The sequence below is a fragment of the Pantoea graminicola genome (assembly GCF_048452665.1).
Classification (GTDB): Bacteria; Pseudomonadota; Gammaproteobacteria; order Enterobacterales; family Enterobacteriaceae; genus Pantoea.
In genome coordinates, this window is record NZ_JBLWSJ010000001.1 from 639156 (window position 1) to 660416 (window position 21261).

Annotated in this window: 20 protein-coding genes; 18 read left to right on the forward strand and 2 right to left on the reverse strand. The window is 58.2% G+C overall.

Going from position 1 to position 21261, the window contains the following annotated elements; genetic code table 11:
• The first annotated feature begins 39 nt into the window (after positions 1 to 39).
• The 5 genes from ACNY69_RS03200 to flgL all read left to right on the forward strand — a co-directional run bounded on the left by ACNY69_RS03200 (position 40) and on the right by flgL (position 5584).
• On the forward strand, positions 40 to 750 hold the full coding sequence (locus ACNY69_RS03200) for a flagellar basal body L-ring protein FlgH (RefSeq protein ID WP_111138635.1): 711 nt from the start codon (positions 40 to 42) through the stop codon (positions 748 to 750).
• Between the two features lie 9 nt (positions 751 to 759).
• Complete coding sequence (locus tag ACNY69_RS03205) at positions 760 to 1869, forward strand: flagellar basal body P-ring protein FlgI (RefSeq protein ID WP_111138636.1); 1110 nt, start codon at positions 760 to 762, stop codon at positions 1867 to 1869.
• Positions 1869 to 2828, forward strand: coding sequence for a flagellar assembly peptidoglycan hydrolase FlgJ (gene flgJ, locus ACNY69_RS03210; RefSeq protein ID WP_111138637.1), 960 nt, complete (start codon positions 1869 to 1871; stop codon positions 2826 to 2828). Before ACNY69_RS03205 ends, flgJ begins: the two co-directional genes overlap by 1 nt.
• A 123-nt stretch (positions 2829 to 2951) precedes the next feature.
• On the forward strand, positions 2952 to 4601 hold the full coding sequence (flgK, locus tag ACNY69_RS03215) for a flagellar hook-associated protein FlgK (protein WP_418797296.1): 1650 nt from the start codon (positions 2952 to 2954) through the stop codon (positions 4599 to 4601).
• A gap of 14 nt (positions 4602 to 4615) precedes the next feature.
• On the forward strand, positions 4616 to 5584 hold the full coding sequence (gene flgL, locus ACNY69_RS03220; RefSeq protein ID WP_111138639.1) for a flagellar hook-associated protein FlgL: 969 nt from the start codon (positions 4616 to 4618) through the stop codon (positions 5582 to 5584).
• Between the two features lie 302 nt (positions 5585 to 5886).
• Here flgL and rne read toward each other — a convergent pair whose 3' ends face one another.
• Positions 5887 to 9309 (reverse strand): ribonuclease E, encoded by a 3423-nt coding sequence (rne, locus tag ACNY69_RS03225; protein ID WP_418797298.1) that lies wholly within the window; start codon positions 9307 to 9309, stop codon positions 5887 to 5889.
• 573 nt (positions 9310 to 9882) lie between these two features.
• Between rne and rluC the strand changes: the two genes are divergently transcribed.
• Positions 9883 to 10839: a 23S rRNA pseudouridine(955/2504/2580) synthase RluC gene (gene rluC / locus ACNY69_RS03230; protein ID WP_111138642.1), complete on the forward strand. Its 957-nt coding sequence runs from the start codon at positions 9883 to 9885 to the stop codon at positions 10837 to 10839.
• A gap of 11 nt (positions 10840 to 10850) precedes the next feature.
• Here the strand turns inward: rluC and ACNY69_RS03235 are convergent, their stop codons facing one another.
• The gene (locus ACNY69_RS03235; RefSeq protein ID WP_418797300.1) at positions 10851 to 11438 is read right to left on the reverse strand and encodes a Maf family protein; all 588 of its coding nucleotides are present in this window, start codon (positions 11436 to 11438) and stop codon (positions 10851 to 10853) included.
• Between the two features lie 140 nt (positions 11439 to 11578).
• Here ACNY69_RS03235 and yceD point away from each other — a divergent pair, with 140 nt between their 5' ends.
• From yceD to holB, 12 genes are all read left to right on the forward strand, one after another.
• Positions 11579 to 12100 (forward strand): 23S rRNA accumulation protein YceD, encoded by a 522-nt coding sequence (gene yceD, locus ACNY69_RS03240; RefSeq protein ID WP_111138644.1) that lies wholly within the window; start codon positions 11579 to 11581, stop codon positions 12098 to 12100.
• A 14-nt stretch (positions 12101 to 12114) separates the two neighbouring features.
• Positions 12115 to 12285: a 50S ribosomal protein L32 gene (gene rpmF / locus ACNY69_RS03245; protein ID WP_003849870.1), complete on the forward strand. Its 171-nt coding sequence runs from the start codon at positions 12115 to 12117 to the stop codon at positions 12283 to 12285.
• Positions 12286 to 12310: 25 nt separating this feature from the next.
• Positions 12311 to 13351, forward strand: a complete 1041-nt coding sequence (gene plsX, locus ACNY69_RS03250) for a phosphate acyltransferase PlsX (RefSeq protein ID WP_367396247.1) — start codon at positions 12311 to 12313, stop codon at positions 13349 to 13351.
• Positions 13352 to 14305 (forward strand): beta-ketoacyl-ACP synthase III, encoded by a 954-nt coding sequence (locus ACNY69_RS03255; RefSeq protein ID WP_098050954.1) that lies wholly within the window; start codon positions 13352 to 13354, stop codon positions 14303 to 14305.
• Between the two features lie 16 nt (positions 14306 to 14321).
• On the forward strand, positions 14322 to 15254 hold the full coding sequence (gene fabD, locus ACNY69_RS03260) for an ACP S-malonyltransferase (protein WP_111138646.1): 933 nt from the start codon (positions 14322 to 14324) through the stop codon (positions 15252 to 15254).
• Between the two features lie 10 nt (positions 15255 to 15264).
• Positions 15265 to 15999, forward strand: coding sequence for a 3-oxoacyl-ACP reductase FabG (fabG, locus tag ACNY69_RS03265; protein ID WP_111138647.1), 735 nt, complete (start codon positions 15265 to 15267; stop codon positions 15997 to 15999).
• Between the two features lie 154 nt (positions 16000 to 16153).
• Complete coding sequence (gene acpP / locus ACNY69_RS03270; RefSeq protein WP_003849865.1) at positions 16154 to 16390, forward strand: acyl carrier protein; 237 nt, start codon at positions 16154 to 16156, stop codon at positions 16388 to 16390.
• An 86-nt stretch (positions 16391 to 16476) separates the two neighbouring features.
• Complete coding sequence (gene fabF / locus ACNY69_RS03275) at positions 16477 to 17718, forward strand: beta-ketoacyl-ACP synthase II (protein ID WP_111138648.1); 1242 nt, start codon at positions 16477 to 16479, stop codon at positions 17716 to 17718.
• A 91-nt stretch (positions 17719 to 17809) separates the two neighbouring features.
• Entirely contained in the window at positions 17810 to 18625 is an 816-nt protein-coding gene (gene pabC, locus ACNY69_RS03280) for an aminodeoxychorismate lyase (RefSeq protein WP_111138649.1), read from the forward strand.
• On the forward strand, positions 18622 to 19641 hold the full coding sequence (gene mltG / locus ACNY69_RS03285) for an endolytic transglycosylase MltG (RefSeq protein WP_418797301.1): 1020 nt from the start codon (positions 18622 to 18624) through the stop codon (positions 19639 to 19641). The genes pabC and mltG overlap by 4 nt, the downstream gene beginning before the upstream one ends.
• Positions 19631 to 20263: a dTMP kinase gene (gene tmk / locus ACNY69_RS03290; protein WP_111138651.1), complete on the forward strand. Its 633-nt coding sequence runs from the start codon at positions 19631 to 19633 to the stop codon at positions 20261 to 20263. The genes mltG and tmk overlap by 11 nt, the downstream gene beginning before the upstream one ends.
• Positions 20263 to 21252, forward strand: coding sequence for a DNA polymerase III subunit delta' (gene holB / locus ACNY69_RS03295; protein ID WP_111138652.1), 990 nt, complete (start codon positions 20263 to 20265; stop codon positions 21250 to 21252). Before tmk ends, holB begins: the two co-directional genes overlap by 1 nt.
• The last annotated feature ends 9 nt before the right edge of the window (positions 21253 to 21261 follow it).

The following is a 21261-nucleotide window of genomic DNA, read 5'->3' on the forward strand; positions in this document are numbered from 1 at the left end:
GCTGGCCTGAAACAGAGACATGAATAAGGTCGTGACACCGTGGCGAAGCAACAGATTCTCAAGCCTGGACATTGGTTAGTCGCCTCACTGCTGCTAACTCTTAACGGATGTGCGCTGGTCCCGCGGACCCCGCTGGTCGAGGGCGCAACCACGGCGCAGCCGCTGCCGTCCGCGCCACCGGTGGTTAACGGATCGATTTTTCAGGGCGTTGCGCCGCTTAACTACGGCTATCAGCCGCTGTTTGAAGATCGCCGTCCACGCAACATTGGCGATACCCTGACCATCACCCTGCAGGAAAACGTCAGCGCCAGCAAAAGCTCGTCGGCGAATGCCAGCCGCGATGGCAAAAACAGCTTTGGCCTGAGCGCCGTTCCAACCGGACTGGCTGGTCTGGTAGGGGCAGGTGGCGAAAAAGCCAACCTCAGTGCCGAAGGCAAAAACGACTTCGCGGGTAAAGGCGGCGCATCCGCTAACAACACCTTTACCGGCACTATTACCGTCACCGTGGATCAGGTGCTGTCGAACGGCAACCTGCACGTAGTCGGTGAAAAACAGATCGCCATTAATCAGGGCACAGAGTTCATCCGCTTCTCGGGCGTGGTCAACCCACGCACCATCAGCGCCAGCAACGCTGTGTTATCTACCGCGGTCGCCGATGCACGTATTGAGTACGTCGGTAATGGCTATATCAATGAGGCGCAGACCATGGGCTGGTTGCAGCGCTTCTTCCTGAACATCTCTCCGATGTAAGAGGCTTCAATGAAAAAGTTAACGCTGTTACGCGCCGGGCTGGCGCTGCTCCTGAGTGTCAGCCTGCTGGCCAGGGCCGATTTGATTCGCGATCTCACCACGGTACAGGGCGTACGTGATAACCAGCTGCTGGGCTATGGCCTGGTGGTGGGCCTCGATGGCACCGGTGACCAGACGACTCAGACACCTTTTACTACTCAGACCGTGAGCAACATGCTGTCACAGCTGGGGATCACCGTACCGGCCGGAACCAACATGCAGCTGAAGAACGTGGCCGCAGTCATGGTGACGGCAAAACTGCCTGCGTTTGCCCGTCAGGGTCAGAATCTGGACGTGGTGGTCTCATCGCTGGGTAACGCCAAGAGCCTGCGCGGCGGCACGCTGTTAATGACGCCGCTGAAAGGGGTCGATAACCAGGTTTACGCCCTGGCGCAGGGCAACATCCTGGTCGGTGGTGCGGGCGCCTCCGCAGGCGGCAGCAGCGTTCAGGTAAACCAGCTTAACGGTGGCCGTATCACGGGCGGGGCGACCGTTGAACGTGAACTGCAGAGCAACTTTGGCTCGCAGAACACCATCAACCTGCAGCTGAACAACGAAGATTTTTCGATGGCGCAGCGTATTGCTGATGCGATTAACGCGCGCGGCGGTTATGGCTCGGCGCAGCCGCTGGATGCCCGTACCGTTCAGATCCGCGTGTCGCCGAACAATGGCGCGCAGGTGCGCCTGCTGGCTGATATCCAGAACATCAACGTCTCGATTCCGGTTGAGGATGCGAAAGTGATCATCAACTCACGCACCGGCTCGGTGGTGATGAACCGCGAAGTGACGCTGAATCAGTGTGCGGTGGCGCAGGGCAACCTGTCGGTCACGGTCAATCAGCAGCAGAACGTCAGCCAGCCTGACACGCCGCTGGCCGGTGGACAGACGGTGGCGACCACGCAGACCCAGATCGATCTGCGCCAGTCCGGTGGTGCGCTGCAGCGTGTCAATGCCAGCGCCAGCCTGAACAACGTGGTACGTGCGCTGAACGCACTGGGTGCATCGCCTATCGAACTGATGTCGATTCTGCAGTCGATGCAGAGTGCCGGCTGTCTGCGTGCCAAACTGGAAATTATCTGATGGCTGATATGCAATCTGTAATGAGTGCGGCTTACGACAGCCGCTCCCTGAATGAACTGAAACACCAGGCCAGCAACGATCCGAAAGGCCATGCGTTGCAGGTGGCGCGTCAGGTCGAAGGGATGTTTGTACAGATGATGCTGAAGAGTATGCGTGAAGCGTTGCCGCAGGACGGGATTATGAGCAACGAACAGACCAAACTCTTTACCTCAATGTATGACCAGCAGATTGCCCAGGAGATGGGGAAGCGCGGTCTTGGCCTGGCGGAAACCATCGTCAAACAGATGCAGCCCGCCACTGCCCCGGATGAAACCGCCGGTACAGTGCCGATGAAGCTGGATAAAAGCTTCATCCTCAGTACCAGTGGGGCAATACCGATGCATGCGCAGCAGCTGGAGCAGATTGTGCGTAAGGCGATGCCGCGTCTGCCCGCCGCGTCCCCGACCGGCCTGCCTGGCGACAGCCGCGAGTTTATCGCCCAGCTGATGCAACCGGCGCAGGCAGCGAGCCAGCAGAGCGGCATCCCTCATCACCTGATTCTGGCGCAGGCCGCGCTGGAGTCGGGCTGGGGACAGCGCCAGATCCTGACCCGCGACGGCAAACCGAGCTATAACGTGTTCGGGATTAAAGCCAGCGGTGACTGGAAAGGGGAGACGACGGATATCATGACCACCGAATATGAGCAGGGCGAAGCGAAAAAAGTCCGCGCCAGCTTCCGGGTCTATAACTCCTATTTTGAGGCGCTGACCGACTACGTCAAACTGCTGACCAAAAACCCGCGCTATGCGGCGGTAACGAACGCCGCCAGCGCAGAGCAGGGTGCGCAGGCACTGCAGGCGGCAGGCTATGCCACCGATCCGAAATATGCGCAAAAGCTGGTGGGAATGATTCAGCAATTCAAAAGCATGGGTGAAAAGGTCGTTAAAGCCTACACCCAGGATGTGGGCGATCTGTTCTGATCATTGAGCCTCAAGTTTCACTTAAGCAAGCCGATAACAGGCCTATAGCCAGATGCGTTTTCGCCTGCTGGCGCCCACTTTGATGTTTGCCAGCCCGGTTGACGGGGAACGTAAGGAACCGAGATGTCCAGCATAATTAACTCCGCCATGAGCGGACTGAGTGCCGCGCAGGCCGCCCTGAGCACCACCAGTAGCAACATTAGCAACTACACCGTGGCGGGCTATTCGCGTCAGACTACGCTGTTAGCGCAGGCCAGCAGCACGCTGCAGGGCAATAGCTATTACGGTAACGGTGTCAACGTGACCGGGGTACAGCGTGAATATGACGCGTTTATCGCCACGCAGCTGCGCGGTGCCAGCGCGAACTACAGTGCAGTGGATACCCAGCACAGCCAGATTTCAAACATTGACGACCTGCTGTCGACCTCCACTACCAGCCTGTCGACCTCGCTGCAGGGCTTTTTCACCAACCTGCAGAACGTGGTCAGCAACGCCAACGATCCCTCAGCACGTCAGTCGATGCTCAGCAATGCGCAGGGACTGGTCAGCCAGTTCCAGAGCACGGCGCAGTATCTGAATAACATGCAGAACAGCGTCAATGCGGATATCGGTTCAGACGTCAAACAGGTGAATACCCTGACCAGCCAGATTGCCGATCTCAACAAGCAGATTGGCAAACTGACCACCGGAAACGGCGCAACGCCCAATGATCTGCTGGATAAACGCGATCAGCTCGTCAGTGACCTGAACAAGATGGTGGGCGTTAACGTCTCTGAGCAGGAGGGGAACTACACCGTCTCGATGGCGAACGGCCTGACGCTGGTCAACGGCTATAAATCGAACGATCTGGTGGCGATGACCTCCAGCAGCGATCCGACCCGGACGACCCTTGGCTATGTCGATAAGCAGGCGGGCAACGTTGAGATCCCGGAAAAACTGATCACCACCGGTTCGCTGGGCGGTCTGCTGTCATTCCGGTCGCAGGATCTGGATCTGGCGCAGAATCAGCTGGGACAGTTAGCCGCCGCCTTTACCACCAGCTTCAATGATGTTCACAAGCAGGGCTTCGACAGCCAGGGCAATCAGGGCGTCGATTTCTTTAAGATTGGCAGCCCGCTGGTCGTCAGTAACAGCAAAAACAGCACTGGCGCGTCCGTTACCGCAGAGTGGACCGACACCAGCGCGCTGAAAGCGTCCAACTACACCGTCAGCTATGACGGCACAAACTGGAGCGCCACCCGCGCGGCAGACGGCACGGCCGTGACGCTGACAAAGGGAACCGATGCCAGCGGCAACACTACGCTGAGCTTCGACGGTCTGAAGCTGACAGTCGGCGCCTCGCCTGCGCCTGCCGCGAAAGACAGTTTCCTGGTGAAGCCGGTGCAGAACGTGATCAACGATATGTCAGTGGCGATTACCAGCGAATCTCAGGTCGCGGCGGCGGCTGGCGTCGGCGGAGAGAGCGATAACCGCAACGCGCAGAAACTGCTGAACCTGCAGGACGTGAAGCTGGTCGGTGGCAACGCCACGCTGTCGCAGGCTTACGCCAGCATCGTCAGCACCGTGGGTAACAAAACCAGTTCGCTGGAAACCACCAGCACCACCCAGAAAAGCGTGGTCAGCCAGCTGACCGAGCGCCAGCAGTCAGTCTCTGGTGTCAACCTCGACGAGGAGTACGCCAACCTGACCAGATATCAGCAATATTACATGGCTAATGCGCAGGTGCTGCAGACGGCCAGCACCGTGTTTAACGCATTGATCAATATTCGCTAAGGGCAGGAGATAACATGCGAGTCAGTACAAATATGATTTTTGACCAGCAGGTGCGCGGGATTACCGACTCGCAGGCCTCCTGGCTTAAAGTCGGCGAACAGCTCTCCAGCGGTCGCCGCGTCACCAACCCGTCGGACGACCCGATTGCCGCCTCGCGCGCGGTCGCGTTGTCGCAGACGCAACAGCAGGGAAAACAGTATGCGCTGGCGCGTACCTTTGCTGAGCAGGGTCTGTCACTGGAAGAGAATGCGCTGAAAGGTGTCACTGAGAGTATCCAGAATGCGCAGACGCTGATCGTTAACGGTTCCACCGGCACGCTGAGTGACGATGACCGGGGATCGATCGCGACCCAGCTGGAGGGGATCCGTGCGCAGTTGCTGAACCAGGCTAACAGTAAAGATGCCAACGGCCGTTACATCTTTGCTGGCTATAAGACGGACAGCGCGCCATTCGCGGATACGGCGGGCACGGGTGTCGCTTACACCGGTGGCACCGAGGCGATTACCCAGAAGGTTGACACCAGCCGGACCATGACGGTGGCACACACCGGCGATGCTATCTTTATGTCGATTACAAGCAATGCCAAAAAAGAGCCGGATGGCAGCGCCAGCGAAACCAACCTGTTTAAGATGCTGGATAGCGCCATCGCTGCGCTGAAAGTCCCGCAGGATAATGCGGATGCCGCGACTAAACAGACGTTCCAGGCGGCGATGGATAAAACCAACCGGGGTCTGGGCAATTCGCTGAACAATGTCTTAGCCGTGCGTTCTGAAATCGGTATCCAGCTGTCAGAGATCACCGATACCCTGAATCCCCAGGGCGATGACCGCAGCGTGATCTATAACTCGCAGATGAGCGATCTGGTCAACGTCGATTACACCGAGGCAGCCTCCAGCTACACCATGCAGCAGACCGCGCTGCAGGCCTCTTATAAGACCTTTACCGACATGTCGAAGATGTCGCTGTTTAAGATGAATTCGTAATCTGACCTGAAAATTTGAGCGTACTTTAACCGGATGCGCTTACTTTTCCCCACCCGCCTGGTAAAGGCGCGTGGGGTTTTTTTTGCCTGGCGTTCAGCCCGTGAAGGGGCGCTGTCGCAGGGAGAACCTCAGCCGGAAACCGTCGGGCGGAAAGCCAGACCTGACGAGCGGCCCCGTCAGCGCCATCAGACTTCAGTATGCGGCCCGGAAACCGGTGTCTGTCACGCAGCATTAAGCAGATCCACAACCATAAAAAAACCCCGGCGAATCAGGCCGGGGTTGTGTTTACAACGGCGTCTGCGTTACGGCTTGGTAGCCGGCGCGGTGGCCTGATGGGTGGCGCTGTGACCGCCCGCAGAACCACGACCGTCGAACTGGTACGGGGCACGCACCCAGTCACTGTGCCGCGCAGGCTCGGACTGCCAGGCTGGCGCAGGCGCTTTGGTCATCGGTGCCGATGCGAAGTGCTTCCAGCGGGTGCCATCATTCGCTGGTGCCTCCGCAGCGGGGGCTGGCTGTTCGGTCACGACAACCGGCGCAGCCGGGGCGACATCGCGGGCGGCTACCGGTGCATGCGGCTCGCTGACAGGGGCAGATTCTGCTTCTGCGGCGACCGGAGCATTCAGCACTTCCTCGACTTCTGTGGTGATAGCGTCGCTGACATCGCTGGCGGTCTGCTCTGCCACTTTTGCTGGCACGGCAGCGTCTGCGGGTTCAGCCGGTGCAGCCTCTGCGGGTTCAGACACCTCTGCGGTTTCAGCGGCAGGTTTTGCAACCGGTGAGGCTTCAGCGACAGGTTCAGCCGGCACGGCTTCGGCCGCAACGGCTTCCGCTTTCGCCTCTTCGGCGGCCGGAACCACAGAAGGCTGCTCATCAACCGGCGCGTCGATAGCGCGGGTGTCGTCAGTGTTCACAACCGGCACTGGCGTTTCTGCCTGTGGCTCAGCCTGCTGAACAGGTGCATCCTGCGCAACGGCGTCGACAGCGGCGGCAACCGGGGCTGCAGCGACCTCTGCTGGCTCTTCACGGTGGTACGCCGGGGTTTCTGTCGCTGCGTTCTGAACCTGCTCATCGCTGGCCTGGCTTACCGGATAGCGAACCCAGACTTTACCGGATGCCATCTCAGGTGAGGCGGCCGCAGCGGCCAGCGGCATCGCTGACTGCGTCGGATAACGCTCATCACGGTAACGACGACGACGCTGTCCGCTGACGCGCAGATGACGCGGCGAACGGCGTGAACGGCGCGGCATATTGGCGCTGTCACGGTTGTCGTTATCATCCTGCTCATCGTTCTGCTGTGCTGGCAGCTCAGGCTGAGAAACGTTGCTCTGCTGCGGCTGACGCGCCTCAGCGGGCTGTGCAGCCGCTTCGGCAGTCACAGGTTGACGATTGTCATCCACACGCACTTTCTGGTTAAGCTGACGCGGCTTACGACGCGGCATAACCTGCACGCGCTCGTCATCCTGTGCCTCGCCGACCTCCTGAGACTCAGCCACGACGGCGGCCTGCTCCGCCGCTTTGGCGGCCTCTTCACCGGCACGTTTCTCTTCCTGACGACGACGCTGACGCTCAGCACGCTGCTCACGACGCTGCTGTTGCTGCTCATCACGCTGCTGACGCGCTTCTTCGCTCAGCGCCGGACGCTCTTCACGGGTCTCGGCAGACTGAGACTGACGCTTGTTACGACGGTTGTCGTTGCCATCGCGCGGCTCGCGGCTTTCACGCGGTTCACGGCTCTCGCGCGGTTCACGCGGCTCGCGGCTTTCGCGCGGTTCACGGCCTTCACGCGACTGCGTGTTGTCGCCGTTGCGCGGTGTGCGCTCGCGACGATTGTTGTTACGACGGTTGTTATTATTGTTACTGCGGCGCTCGCCACGGCTGTTGTTCTGCTGCTGCTCACTTTCAGCCGCCTTCTGCGGTTCCGCAACCTCAGTCGCCACAGGTGCGGCAGCTGGCGCTTCTTCGCCCGCAAACATCTTCTTCAGACCGCCAATCAGACGACCGAAGAAACCGGTGCTGACGGCAGCCGGTGCGGCCACTTCCGGCGTGGTTTTGGCAGCAGACTGCGTTTTCGCCTGCTTCGCTTCAGGCGCGACCTCGACCGGCGCCGGCGGGGCGTCAGGCATGACGAAGGCGGCCAGAGCCGGCTGCTCAGGACGACGACGCTCAGCGTGCTCCTCGTCGGATGGCATCGCCATTTCCGCTTCGTGCAGCTTCGGCAGGTGATAGCTCAGGGTCTGCGTCTCTTCGCCTTTGCGCACACGCAGTACGGAGTAGTGCGGGGTCTGCATCTTGTCATCCGGTACGATGACCGCGCGCACGCCACCCTGGCGTTTCTCGATGGCGTTGACCGCTTCACGTTTCTCGTTCAGCAGGTAAGAGGCGACCTGAACCGGCACGATCGCGTGCACTTCTTTGGTGTTGTCTTTCAGCGCTTCTTCTTCAATCAGACGCAGAATCGACAGCGCCAGTGACTCGTTATCACGGATGGTGCCGGTGCCGCTACAGCGAGGGCAGACGTGATGACTGGATTCGCCTAATGACGGGCTCAGACGCTGACGGGACATCTCCAGCAGGCCGAAGCGGGAAATATGACTGATCTGGATACGGGCGCGATCCTGACGGACGGCCTCACGCAGACGGTTTTCAACGGCGCGCTGATGGCGAACCGGGGTCATATCGATAAAGTCGATAACGATCAGGCCGCCCAGGTCACGCAGACGCAGCTGGCGCGCAATCTCGTCGGCCGCTTCCAGGTTGGTGTTGAACGCGGTCTCTTCGATATCGCCGCCGCGTGTGGCGCGAGCGGAGTTGATATCGATGGCGGTCAGCGCTTCGGTGCTGTCGATGACAATCGAGCCGCCGGAAGGCAGACGGACTTCGCGCTGAAAAGCGGATTCGATCTGCGATTCGATCTGATAGTGGCTGAACAGCGGGATCTCACCGGTGTAGAGCTTGATTTTGCTGCTGAAGTCCGGGCGGCCGAGCGCAGCGATATGCTGACGCGCCAGCTCCAGCACTTTCGGGTTATCGATGAGGATTTCGCCGATATCCTGACGCAGATAGTCGCGGAAGGCGCGCACAATCACGTTACTTTCCTGATGGATCAGGAAAGGTGCAGGGCGGTTTTCAGCGGCTTTCTTGATCGCGTCCCAGTGCTTGAGACGGAAACTTAAGTCCCACTGCAGCGATTCGGCAGATTTACCGACGCCCGCGGTACGGACAATCAGACCCATGCCTTCCGGCAGCTCCAGCGCCGACAGCGCCTCTTTCAGTTCGGTGCGGTCGTCGCCTTCGATGCGACGGGAAATGCCACCCGCGCGCGGGTTATTCGGCATCAGCACCAGGTAGCTGCCTGCCAGCGAGATAAAGGTGGTCAGCGCAGCGCCTTTGTTGCCGCGCTCTTCTTTGTCGATCTGAACAATGACTTCCTGACCTTCACGCAGCACATCTTTAATATTAGGACGACCATGTGCGTTGTAGCTGGCAGGGAAATATTCGCGGGAAATTTCTTTTAACGGGAGGAAACCGTGACGCTCTGCGCCGTAATCGACAAACGCAGCTTCAAGACTGGGTTCAATGCGAGTGATTTTACCTTTGTAAATGTTGGCTTTTTTCTGTTCGTGTCCGGGACTTTCGATATCCAGATCGTACAGGCGCTGACCGTCAACCAGTGCAACGCGCAACTCCTCCTGCTGAGTTGCGTTTATTAACATTCTTTTCATCGTGACTTACTCGTTATTCTTTCATGAGTGATTACAGCTGCGGGCATAGTTACCCTGGACGAGTATCAACCGATGGCCCCGTGACTTAGTGCAGTGTCGTCTGCCTCACGGCTGTCGACCGCGCGAGGGGCGCAAATAACGTCGGTGGCCTGTTTTTCATAAGGGAAAACAGCACCAGATAGGGGAAATGCCTGAGAGAATAAAGAAAACCCGTGCATCCCAACCTGTTGTCCAGGCCGCAACCCGCAGCCCGCTAAGTGCCTGATTTCGCATTACGTCTTACGCCATTGCTGCGTGTCTGCTCAATCCGGCAAAATGACAATTTCGCTCTTTTTCTGCCCTGAAATGCTTCAGGTAAGAAACTCAAGCATTATTCCATTGCTAACCTTCATATAGCAAGGCGACTTTAGCCAGCTTGTGAAGTTTCTTTACATTTAACGCGCTAATGTGTCGGACAAAGCAGCGCATTGCTGAAAAAGCCAGCAGAGAAGCCGCCTGCCGTCACATCAACCCCAGAGTTAAGCACAGAAAAAGGGGTGGCGCTATCAGGGGACACTATTTAGAATCGCCGCCATGAAAACAGAGAATCCCGGCGTACAGTTTGTCGCCATCACGGCTGAAAATGCCGGACAACGCATTGATAACTTTTTGCGCACCCAGCTTAAGGGTGTGCCTAAAAGCATGATTTATCGCATCGTTCGCAAAGGCGAGGTGCGGGTGAATAAAAAGCGCATTAAGCCTGAGTACAAACTGGAGGAGGGCGACGAGGTGCGCATTCCGCCGGTTCGGGTGGCGGAACGCGATGAAGACGCTGTTTCCCCTAAACTGGCGAAGGTCGCGTCGCTGGCAGAGGCGATCCTCTATGAGGATGAGTCACTGCTGGTGATGAACAAGCCTTCCGGCACCGCTGTCCACGGCGGCAGCGGGCTGACCTTCGGCGTCATCGAAGGGCTGCGCGCATTACGGCCTGACGCGCGTTTCCTGGAGCTGGTGCATCGCCTGGACCGGGATACCTCCGGTATTCTGCTGGTCGCCAAAAAGCGGTCGGCGCTGCGTTCCCTGCATGAGCAGCTGCGGGAAAAAGGGATGCAGAAAGATTATCTGGCGCTGGTGCGCGGTAACTGGCCGTCACACCTCAAGGTGGTGCAGGCGCCGCTGCTGAAAAACATTCTGCAGAGCGGCGAGCGCGTGGTGCGCGTCAGCAGTGAAGGCAAGCCCTCGGAAACCCGCTTTAAAGTGGAAGAGCGGTTCGACTTCGCCACGCTGGTTAAGGCAAGCCCGGTGACGGGGCGCACGCATCAGATCCGTGTGCATACGCTGCACGCCGGGCATCCGATTGCCTTTGACGATCGCTATGGCGAACGCGAGTTCGACAGCCAGCTGGCGTCAACCGGCTTAACGCGCCTGTTCCTGCATGCGGCGGCGCTGACCTTTACCCATCCCGGCACGGGAGAAGTGATGCGGGTAGAAGCGCCACTGGATGAGGGCCTGAAGCAGTGCCTGCAGAAGCTGCGCCAGCGGAAAGCGTAATCGCGCTGGCATCACGCCGTTAACGGGTTGATGCCGGCCTGCTGCAACATCGCGCTGAGCGCCATCAGCGGCAGTCCGATCAGCGTATTGGGATCGCGTCCCTCCAGCCGGTCAAACAGACAAATCCCCAGCCCCTCGCTTTTAAAGCTGCCCGCGCACTGCAGCGGCTGCTCCTTTTCCACATAGCCTGCGATTTCCGCGTCGGTCAGCGTGCGGAAATGGACCACAAAAGGTTCACAGCACTGCAGCAGCCTGCCGCTGGCCGGATGAAAAAGGGCCAGCCCGGTATAGAAGGTAATCGCCTTGCCGCTGGCGGCACGCAGCTGTGCCCGGGCATTCTCTGCGGTATGCGGCTTGCCGGTGATCGCCCCCTCCAGCACGCAGACCTGATCGGAGCCGATGATCCAGTGGTCGGGATGGCTTCCGGCCAGTGCCTGCGCTTTCGCTACGGCAAGTCGTGTCACCAGCGCCTCTGCGCTTTCCGCGGGACGAGGCGACTCATCCACCTCTGGCGCGGCCGTGATAAAAGGCAGCCCCAGCTTATGCAGCAATGCCTGCCGGAAGGGAGAGGTGGAAGCTAAAAGAATTGATGGTGTCATTTTTTTTCAATAGTGATAGCGAATTGGTGACAGTCATTTTAAACTGTGCGCCGCACTGGATGCGAATAGTGGTTGAAAGATGCTGTTTAACGGCCTTTTTCTTTGACTCTATGACATTACAAAGTTAATATGCGCGCCCTATGCAAAAGGTAAAATTACCCCTAACGCTGGACCCTGTCCGCACCGCTCAGAAGCGCCTTGATTATCAGGGTGTCTACACATCTGTACAGGTGGAGCGTGTGGCCGAGTCGGTCGTTAGTGTGGACAGTGATGTGGATTGTGCCATGTCGTTTGCGGTTGACAGCCAGCGTCTGGCGGTACTGACGGGTACTGCTGAAGTCAATGTGACGTTGCGCTGCCAGCGCTGCAACCAGACCTTTCCCCATCACGTAAAAGTAAGTTATTGCTTCAGCCCTGTCTCTTCTGAAGAGCAGGCCGAGGCATTGCCGGAAGCGTACGAGCCGGTCGATGTTAATGAGTTTGGTGAGATCGATCTGCTGGCGGTTGTTGAGGATGAACTGATTCTCGCGCTGCCGGTCGTTCCGGTGCACGATTCTGAACACTGTGAAGTGTCCGAGGCGGACATGGTCTTTGGCAAACTGCCTGCAGAGGCGGAGAAACCAAATCCATTTGCCGTATTAGCCAGTTTAAAGCGTAAGTAATAGGAGTAAGGTCCATGGCCGTACAACAGAATAAACCCACCCGTTCTAAGCGTGGTATGCGTCGTTCGCACGATGCGCTGACCACTGCTGCTCTGTCAGTAGATAAAGTTTCTGGCGAAACTCATCTGCGTCACCACATCACTGCGGACGGTTACTACCGCGGTCGCAAGGTTATCGTTAAGTAAGTTTCTTGCTTAGCAAGGCGATACCTTGACACGTTTGACCCTGGCGATTGATGCCATGGGCGGGGATTTCGGTCCCTGCGTGACAGTGCCTGCAGCATTGCAGGCACTGGCCTCTCATTCGGATCTATTCCTTCTTCTGGTCGGACATCCCGACACTCTCATGCCATTGCTTGCCAAAGCGGATTCCTCCCTCACGGGGCGTTTGCAGGTTATCCCTGCCGAATCGGTTATTGCAAGTGATGCGCGGCCCGCTCAGGCCATCCGGAACAGTCGCGGCAGTTCGATGCGCGTCGCTCTGGAGATGGTCAAAGAGGGACGTGCAGCGGCCTGCATCAGCGCCGGAAATACCGGTGCGCTGATGGGGCTGTCGACGCTGTTATTAAAGCCGCTGGATGGCATTAAACGTCCGGCGCTGATGTCCGTTTTACCGCATCAGCAGCAGGGTAAAACCGTGGTGCTGGATCTGGGTGCGAATGTGGGCTCAGACAGTGCGATGCTGGTGCAGTTTGCGGTGATGGGGTCGGTGATGGCTGAGCATGTGCTGGGCATCCCACGGCCCCGCGTGGCCTTGCTCAATATTGGTCATGAAGAGACCAAAGGGCTGGAAACGATCCGCGATGCCGCGGTAATGCTGCGGGAATCACCGCAGATCAACTATATTGGTTACCTCGAAGGTAACGAGTTGCTCACCGGCAAAACGGATGTCATGGTCTGTGACGGTTTTGTCGGAAATGTCACGCTGAAGACGATGGAAGGCGTGGTAAGAATGTTTCTTTCTCTGCTGAAGTCATCAGGGGAAGGCAAAAAACGGTCATGGTGGCTGACGTTGCTGGGACGCTGGATTCAGAAACGTCTGGCGAAGCGATTCGGGCAACTCAACCCTGACCAGTACAATGGCGCTTGTCTGTTAGGATTGCGCGGAACAGTGATCAAGAGTCACGGCGCAGCAAATCAACACGCCTTCGCCGTGGCGATAGAACAGGCAGAGCAGGCGGTGAGGCAGCACATTCCCGAGCGAATTGCTGCGCGCCTTGATGCTGTATTAGCCAGGAGTGACAAAGCCTAGATGTATACCAAAATTATCGGTACGGGCAGTTATCTGCCCAGCCAGGTTCGCACCAATGCCGATCTGGAAAAAATGGTGGAGACGTCGGACGAGTGGATTGTTACCCGTACCGGCATCCGTGAGCGTCGCATTGCCGCGCCAGATGAAACCGTCGCCACCATGGGATTCAGCGCGGCACAACGCGCCCTTGAAATGGCAGGGATCGATGCGAACGACGTTGGGCTGATCATTGTCGCCACAACCTCTTCCAGCCATGCTTTCCCCAGTTCCGCCTGCATGATCCAGCAAATGCTGGAGATTAAAGATTGCGCGGCGTTTGACCTTGCGGCCGCCTGTGCAGGTTTCACCTATGCTCTGAGCGTCGCCGATCAATACATCAAAAATGGCGCGGTTAAGCATGCGCTGGTGATCGGCGCTGACGTGCTGGCGCGCGCGCTGGATCCGGAAGATCGCGGCACGATTATCCTGTTTGGCGATGGGGCCGGAGCCGTTGTGCTGGGTCAGAGCGAAGAGCAGGGGATCATCTCTACTCATCTTCATGCGGATGGCCGCTATGCGCAGCTGCTGACGCTGCCTTATCAGGACCGAGCTCATCAGGATCAGCCCGCCTATGTCACCATGGCCGGCAATGAAGTCTTCAAGGTCGCCGTGACCGAACTGGCGCACATCGTCGATGAAACGCTGCAGGCCAATAACCTCGATCGTGAAATGCTCGACTGGCTGGTGCCTCACCAGGCGAACCTGCGCATCATCAGCGCCACGGCGAAAAAACTTGGCATGACCATGGATAAAGTGGTCGTCACGCTGGATCGTCACGGCAACACCTCTGCCGCCTCAGTGCCAAGCGCACTGGATGAAGCGGTGCGCGATGGCCGCATCAAACCCGGACACCTTATTCTGCTGGAAGCCTTTGGTGGTGGATTCACCTGGGGTTCTGCGCTGGTTCGCTTTTGATTGACAGGAACGAAAGATGACGCAATTTGCATTTGTTTTTCCCGGTCAGGGTTCACAGACCGTGGGCATGCTGACTGAATTAGCAGCAAGCTATCCGCTGGTGGAAGAGACCTTCCGTGAAGCTTCTGACGCACTGGGATATGACCTGTGGCAGTTAGTCAGTCAGGGTCCGGCCGAAGAGCTGAACAAAACCTGGCAGACGCAGCCTGCGCTGCTAGCCGCGTCCGTGGCCATCTACCGGATCTGGCAGCAGCAGGGCGGTGAACAGCCTCGCCTGATGGCCGGTCACAGCCTCGGCGAATATTCGGCGCTGGTCTGTGCGGGCGTGATTAACTTCGCCGATGCCGTGAAGCTGGTTGAACTGCGCGGCAAGCTGATGCAGGAAGCGGTGCCGGAAGGCACGGGCGCAATGCAGGCGATTATCGGCCTGGATGACGCGGCGATCCGCCAGGCGTGTGAAGAGAGCGCGCAGGGTCAGGTCGTTTCACCGGTGAACTTCAACTCGCCGGGTCAGGTGGTCATCGCGGGTAACAAAGAAGCCGTTGAGCGTGCCGGTGCGGCCTGTAAAGCGGCGGGCGCGAAGCGTGCTCTGCCACTGCCGGTCAGCGTGCCGTCTCACTGCGCACTGATGAAGCCGGCTGCGGATAAGCTGGCCGTGGCGCTGGAAAACATCACGTTTAATGCGCCTGCGGTGCCGGTGATCAATAACGTCGATGTGAAAGCCGAAACTGACGCGGCGGCAATCCGTCATGCGCTGGTTCGCCAGCTCTACAGCCCGGTTCGCTGGACCGAAAGCGTGGAAGCGATGGCGGCCCAGGGCGTCTCGCAGCTGCTGGAGATAGGCCCAGGCAAAGTCCTGACCGGACTGACGAAACGCATTGTCGATAGTCTGACCGCGGCTGCCGTAAACGATACGGCCTCCCTGTCAGCGGCACTCGGTAAGGAATAAGAGGAAAATCATGAGCTTTGAAGGTAAAGTTGCGCTGGTAACCGGCGCGAGTCGCGGCATTGGTCGTGCGATTGCAGAAACCCTGGCGGCGCGTGGCGCCAAAGTAGTCGGGACTGCAACCAGCCAGAGTGGCGCCGACGCCATCAGTGCTTACCTTGGCGACAAGGGAAAAGGTCTGTTACTGAATGTGACTGACGCTGGCTCAATCGACAGCGTTTTAGAGAATATTCGCGCGGAATTTGGCGAAGTGGATATCTTAGTCAATAATGCAGGCATTACGCGTGATAATCTTCTCATGCGCATGAAGGACGATGAGTGGCAGGATATCCTGGATACCAACCTCACATCGGTATTCCGCCTTTCTAAGGCGGTTCTGCGTGCCATGATGAAAAAGCGCGTGGGCCGTATCATCACCATTGGTTCCGTTGTCGGCACCATGGGTAATGCGGGCCAGGCAAACTACGCGGCAGCAAAAGCGGGTTTAATTGGCTTTAGCAAATCACTGGCGCGCGAAATCGCGTCACGTGGCATTACCGTCAACGTCGTGGCTCCAGGCTTCATTGAGACTGACATGACGCGGGCACTGAACGAAGATCAGCGTTCCGGTATTTTGGCGGAAGTCCCTGCGGGTCGCTTAGGCGATGCACAGGAAATCGCCAATGCTGTGGCATTTTTAGCCTCTGACGAAGCAGCCTACATCACTGGTGAAACGCTGCACGTCAATGGCGGAATGTACATGGTCTGATAAATCACGAAAACATTTGCTTTATTTGCGGTTAAAACCGCAAAATAACGCAAAATCGTGGTTCGACCAGCCGGGATTTTGTTGCATCTTTTTCACCATTTTATACACTACGAAAACCATCGCGTAAGCGAGTTTTGATAGGAAATTAAATAGTATGAGCGATATCGAACAACGCGTTAAGAAAATCATCAGTGAGCAGCTGGGTGTGAAAGAGGAAGAAGTCACCAACTCTGCATCTTTCGTAGAAGACCTGGGTGCCGATTCTCTTGATACCGTTGAGCTGGTGATGGCTCTGGAAGAAGAGTTTGATACTGAGATTCCAGACGAAGAAGCTGAGAAAATCACTACCGTTCAGGCAGCGATCGACTACATCAATAGCCATAAAGGCTAATGAATACCTTCAGGCGGTCGCTCGACCGCCTGATTTTTTTTATTTGTCCCACATAGTTCCCTATTTTCCCTCCCTGGAGGACGAACGTGTCTAAGCGTCGTGTAGTTGTGACTGGTCTTGGCATGTTGTCTCCTGTCGGCAATACCGTAGAGTCTACCTGGAGTGCTCTCCTTGCCGGTCAGAGCGGCATTAACCTGATCGACCATTTTGATACCAGTGCTTATGCAACGCGTTTTGCAGGTCTGGTAAGAGATTTCAATTGTGATGATTTCATCTCGCGCAAAGATCAGCGCAAGATGGATGAATTCATCCAGTACGGCATTGTGGCCGGTATTCAGGCTATGCAGGATAGCGGTCTGGTTGTGACCGAGGAAAATGCAAGCCGTATGGGTGCAGCAATTGGTTCCGGCATCGGTGGCCTGGGCCTGATTGAAGAGAACCACTCTTCACTGGTCAACGGCGGCCCACGCAAAATCAGTCCGTTCTTTGTGCCTTCAACCATCGTCAACATGGTGGCGGGTCATCTCACCATTATGTATGGCCTGAAAGGTCCAAGCATCTCTATCGCGACAGCCTGTACCTCTGGTGTGCATAACATCGGTCATGCCGCACGTATCATCGCCTATAACGATGCTGACGTGATGCTGGCAGGTGGCACAGAGAAAGCCAGTACGCCATTAGGCGTAGGTGGTTTTGGCGCGGCGCGTGCTCTCTCAACCCGTAACGACAATCCGCAAGCGGCCAGCCGCCCGTGGGATAAAGATCGTGATGGTTTCGTGCTGGGTGACGGCGCGGGCATCGTGGTACTTGAAGAGTACGAACATGCGAAGAAACGTGGTGCGAAAATCTATGCGGAAATCGTCGGTTTTGGCATGAGCAGCGATGCTTACCACATGACATCACCTCCCGAAGATGGCTCAGGCGCTGCGGCGGCGATGGTCAACGCGCTGCGCGATGCGCAGCTCACGCCAGAGCAGATCGGCTATGTCAACGCACACGGCACTTCCACGCCAGCGGGTGATAAGGCCGAAGCCCAGGCGGTGAAATCAGTGTTTGGCGCAGCGGCCAGTAAAGTCATGGTGAGCTCAACCAAATCCATGACCGGGCATCTGCTCGGCGCAGCGGGCGCGGTAGAATCGATCTACTCGATTCTGGCACTGCGCGACCAGGCGGTTCCACCGACCATTAACCTCGACAATCCGGATGAAGGCTGCGATCTCGATTTCGTGCCGCACACCGCGCGTCAGGTTTCTGGCCTGGAGTATACGCTGTGTAACTCCTTTGGCTTCGGCGGTACCAACGGTTCCCTGATCTTCCGCAAGGTGTAATCGTTGCAGATAGCTGACAAGGCCCGCGATGCGGGCCTTTTTTTATCCTGCGGCGGACGCTGACAGGGTGGAACGGGCTCAGGAGAGAACCATGTGGATTAACGGGATCAGAAAACCGACGCTGGCTGCCACTGACCGGGGGCTGCAGTTCGGGGATGGCTGCTTTACCACCGCCGCCGTGCAGCAGGGCAACATTGTGCTGCTGGAAAGCCATCTGCAGCGGCTCAGACAGGGCTGCGAGCGGCTATGGATCGAGGGCGTTGACTGGCATCGGCTCGAAACAGAGATGAGAGCGGCTGCGCACCAGCAGCCTCAGGCGGTGCTGAAGGTCATCATCAGCGCGGGCAGTGGCGGACGCGGCTACAGTCGTCATGGCTGTGGCGAACCGACCCGAATCGTTTCGCTGGCACCCTGGCCGCAGCACTACGCCGGATTACAGCAGCGGGGCGCCTCCCTCCGCATCAGCCCAATCCGCCTGGCGCGAAACGCGCAGTTTGCCGGTATCAAACACCTGAATCGCCTTGAGCAGGTGATGATCAGAGCTCATCTTGACCAGACGGACGCCGACGAGGCGCTGGTGCTTGACACTGAAGGTTGGGTGGTGGAATGCTGTGCGGCCAATTTATTCTGGCGCCAGGGCAGTCAGATTTTCACGCCCGATCTCTCCGCGTCGGGGGTGGATGGCATTATGCGGCGGAGTCTGATGGCGCAACTTGCGGCCACGGGCCAGGCTTGCCATGTCGTACAAAGCGAACCGGCGCAGCTGCTGGCTGCGGATGAAGTCGTCATCTGTAATGCGCTGATGCCGGTTCTGCCGGTCCGACAGATCGAGGCGGTACAGTTTACTGAGCGCCTGCTGTTTACTCAGTTACAGGCAGGCTGTGAAAAGATAATGGAAGCATCATGACTCGAAGCAAAAAAATTCTCGTGACGTTGCTGGCGGTAGCAGGGCTCGCGGCGGGAGTGAGCTACTGGCAGATTAAGCAGTTTGCGGCGACCCCGTTAACGCTGCAGCAGGAGAAGATCTACACACTGCCCGCCGGTACGGGCCGGGTGGCGCTGGAGGCGCAGCTGGAAGATCAGAAGATCATTCCGCGCAGCATCTGGTTTGGTGCGCTATTGCGTCTGGAGCCGGAACTGGCCACCTTCAAGGCGGGAACCTATCGCCTGGAGCCAAAGATGACGGTACGCGCGCTGTTACAGCTGCTGGCGAGCGGTAAAGAGGCGCAGTTTCCGGTGCGGTTTGTGGAGGGGCAGCGGCTCAAAGAGTGGCTGAGTGAGCTGCGTAAAGCGCCCTATATCCGTCATACGCTGAAAGACGATCAGTTTTCCACCCTGGCCAGCGCCCTCAAAGTTGAGCCTGCGCAGCTGGAGGGGAACTTCTTTCCGGACACCTATCTCTATACGGCGAACACCACGGACATGGCCCTGCTGGAACGCGCCCATGAGCGGATGAAAAAAACCATCGACGAGATCTGGCAGGGACGGGCGGATAATCTGCCCTATAAAACGCCTCAGGATCTGGTCACGATGGCCTCCATCATCGAAAAAGAGACGGGCGTCAGCCAGGAGCGCGCGCGCGTCGCTTCCGTCTTTATCAACCGGCTGCGGACCGGGATGCGCCTGCAGACCGACCCGACCGTGATCTACGGCATGGGCGATCGCTACAATGGGTCACTCACCCGTAAAGATCTTGAGACCGCCAGCGATTACAATACCTATATGATTAACGGCCTGCCGCCTGGCCCGATCGCGATGCCGGGTAAGGCTTCTCTGCTGGCGGCCGCGCATCCCGAGAAAACCAACTATCTCTACTTCGTGGCGGACGGCAAGGGCGGTCATACCTTTACTACCAATCTGGCCAGTCACAACCAGGCGGTGCAGGTGTACCGGCAGTCGCTAAAGGAAAAAAATGAACAGTAAGTTTATCGTCATCGAAGGCCTGGAAGGCGCCGGCAAAACCACCGCGCGCGACGCCATCGTTGCCACGCTGCACGCCCGCGGCATCACCGATCTGGTCTTTACCCGTGAACCTGGCGGCACGCCGCTGGCCGAACAGCTCCGGGTGCTGGTGAAGCAGGGTATTGAGGGCGAGCAGGTCACGGATAAAGCGGAACTGCTGATGCTCTATGCGGCGCGGGTTCAGCTGGTGGAGACCGTGATCAAACCGGCGCTGGCCCGCGGCGCCTGGGTGATCGGCGATCGCCACGATCTCTCCTCTCAGGCCTATCAGGGGGGCGGTCGCGGACTCGACAGCGATCTGATGCAGACGCTGCGCGATGCCGTGCTGGGCGACTTCCGCCCTGATCTGACGCTTTACCTGGATGTCACCCCGGAAATCGGCCTGCAGCGTGCGCGGGCGCGTGGTGAGCTGGACCGCATTGAGCAGGAGTCGCTGCGCTTCTTTGAGCGTACCCGCGCGCGTTACCTGGCGCTGGCGGACAACGACCCGACGATTCTGACCATTGATGCAACGCAATCGCTGGATGACGTGACAGCGTCACTTCAGTCGGCCCTGGATCAGTGGCTGCTGGAGCAGGCGTAATGAACTGGTATCCGTGGCTGAACCAGCCTTATCGCCATGTGATTGGCCAGCATCAGGAGGATCGGGCGCATCATGCGCTGCTGATCCAGGCGATGTCTGGCATGGGCGATGAGGCGCTGGTCTGGGGGATAAGTCGCTGGCTGATGTGCCAGCAGCCAGACGGCCTGAAAAGTTGCGGCGTGTGTCACGGCTGCCAGCTGATGCAGGCGAATACCCACCCGGACTGGTATCGACTTGAGGCGGAGAAGGGCAAAAGTACCCTGGGCATCGATGCGGTGCGGCAGGTGACGGAAAAGCTTTATCACTTCGGTCAGCAGGGTGGCGCGAAAGTGGTCTGGCTGCCCGATGCCGCGCAGCTCTCGGAGGCGGCCGCCAACGCCCTGCTGAAAACGCTGGAAGAGCCGCCAGCCAACAGCTGGTTCTTCCTCAGCAGTCGCGATCCTTCGCGTCTGCTGGCGACACTGCGCAGTCGCTGTATGACGCTGTCGCTGACGCCACCGGATGAAAGCCAGAGCCTGCTCTGGCTGAAAAAGCACGCTTCGCACGATGAACAGATGCTGCTGGCGGCACTGCGGCTGAGCGCCGGTGCGCCCGGTGCGGCGTTAAATCTGCTGGAAACCGGGCCGTGGCAGGCCCGGCAGAAGCTGTGCGATGCGCTGCCTGCGGCGCTGCAGCACGACATCCTGCAACTGCTGCCGGTGCTGAATGCGGAAGATGCGGCTACCCGCATCGGCTGGCTGCTCTCCCTGCTGCTGGATGCGATGAAGTGGCAGCAGAATGCGACGCAGTGGCTGAGCAACGGCGACCGCCAGGATGTGGTGGCGCTGCTGGCCGCCCACTTCCCGGCCAGCGCACTCGATAACAGCACCCGCGCCTGGATGCGCTGTCGTGAGCAGCTACTGCATGTCGCGTCGGTGAACCGTGAACTCCTGCTGACGGATCAGCTTCTCTGCTGGGCAGAGACCGAAAAGCCCACCCTGATCCGCTAAACCTGTCTG

Excerpts from the sequence above, each read along its gene's own strand:
- mltG (WP_418797301.1), top strand. The coding sequence starts at position 18,622 with ATGACTCGAAGCAAAAAAATTCTCGTGACGTTGCTGGCGGTAGCAGGG.
- rne (WP_418797298.1), bottom strand. The coding sequence starts at position 9,309 with ATGAAAAGAATGTTAATAAACGCAACTCAGCAGGAGGAGTTGCGCGTT.
- ACNY69_RS03235 (WP_418797300.1), bottom strand. The coding sequence starts at position 11,438 with ATGACACCATCAATTCTTTTAGCTTCCACCTCTCCCTTCCGGCAGGCA.
- flgL (WP_111138639.1), top strand. The coding sequence starts at position 4,616 with ATGCGAGTCAGTACAAATATGATTTTTGACCAGCAGGTGCGCGGGATT.
- pabC (WP_111138649.1), top strand. The coding sequence starts at position 17,810 with ATGTGGATTAACGGGATCAGAAAACCGACGCTGGCTGCCACTGACCGG.
- fabD (WP_111138646.1), top strand. The coding sequence starts at position 14,322 with ATGACGCAATTTGCATTTGTTTTTCCCGGTCAGGGTTCACAGACCGTG.
- flgK (WP_418797296.1), top strand. The coding sequence starts at position 2,952 with ATGTCCAGCATAATTAACTCCGCCATGAGCGGACTGAGTGCCGCGCAG.
- rpmF (WP_003849870.1), top strand. The coding sequence starts at position 12,115 with ATGGCCGTACAACAGAATAAACCCACCCGTTCTAAGCGTGGTATGCGT.
- rluC (WP_111138642.1), top strand. The coding sequence starts at position 9,883 with ATGAAAACAGAGAATCCCGGCGTACAGTTTGTCGCCATCACGGCTGAA.
- tmk (WP_111138651.1), top strand. The coding sequence starts at position 19,631 with ATGAACAGTAAGTTTATCGTCATCGAAGGCCTGGAAGGCGCCGGCAAA.
- fabG (WP_111138647.1), top strand. The coding sequence starts at position 15,265 with ATGAGCTTTGAAGGTAAAGTTGCGCTGGTAACCGGCGCGAGTCGCGGC.
- ACNY69_RS03255 (WP_098050954.1), top strand. The coding sequence starts at position 13,352 with ATGTATACCAAAATTATCGGTACGGGCAGTTATCTGCCCAGCCAGGTT.
- ACNY69_RS03205 (WP_111138636.1), top strand. The coding sequence starts at position 760 with ATGAAAAAGTTAACGCTGTTACGCGCCGGGCTGGCGCTGCTCCTGAGT.
- yceD (WP_111138644.1), top strand. The coding sequence starts at position 11,579 with ATGCAAAAGGTAAAATTACCCCTAACGCTGGACCCTGTCCGCACCGCT.
- holB (WP_111138652.1), top strand. The coding sequence starts at position 20,263 with ATGAACTGGTATCCGTGGCTGAACCAGCCTTATCGCCATGTGATTGGC.
- acpP (WP_003849865.1), top strand. The coding sequence starts at position 16,154 with ATGAGCGATATCGAACAACGCGTTAAGAAAATCATCAGTGAGCAGCTG.
- flgJ (WP_111138637.1), top strand. The coding sequence starts at position 1,869 with ATGGCTGATATGCAATCTGTAATGAGTGCGGCTTACGACAGCCGCTCC.